Consider the following 387-nt stretch of genomic DNA (forward strand, 5'->3'; position numbering starts at 1 on the left):
CGCGAGCACTCCGGCGGTGTTGGCCGTGGAGCGTCCGTGGCGTACGAGGATCAGCGTGGGCATACCCGCCAGCGTACGTCCGAGGTGCGTGGGAACGGGGTCACGGGGAAGAATGCCCGCCGTGATCGTGGACTGTGCCATCTACCGGGACGGGCGCCGCATAGAGCGGCCCGAGGACTTCTCCGAGGCTCTGGACGAGGCCCGGGACGCGCTGGACGCGTTCCTGTGGATCGGGCTGCACGAGCCGACGGAGGCGGAGTTCGATCGGGTACGGGACGAGTTCGGGCTGCACCCGCTGGCCGTGGAGGACGCGCTGCGGGCGCACCAGCGGCCCAAGCTGGAGGTGTACGACGACTCGCTGTTCGTGGTGCTCAAGCCGATCGTCTA

General features: G+C 69.3%; 1 protein-coding gene. It reads left to right on the top strand.

Annotated elements, in window-relative coordinates:
• Positions 1-112 precede the first annotated feature (112 nt).
• Positions 113-387 (top strand): CorA family divalent cation transporter (locus BTA51_RS29840; protein ID WP_305794086.1); only part of this gene is annotated, 275 nt, incomplete at its 3' end.

The organism is Hahella sp. CCB-MM4 (genome assembly GCF_002260525.1).
In the GTDB taxonomy this organism is placed as follows: Bacteria; Pseudomonadota; Gammaproteobacteria; order Pseudomonadales; family Oleiphilaceae; genus Hahella.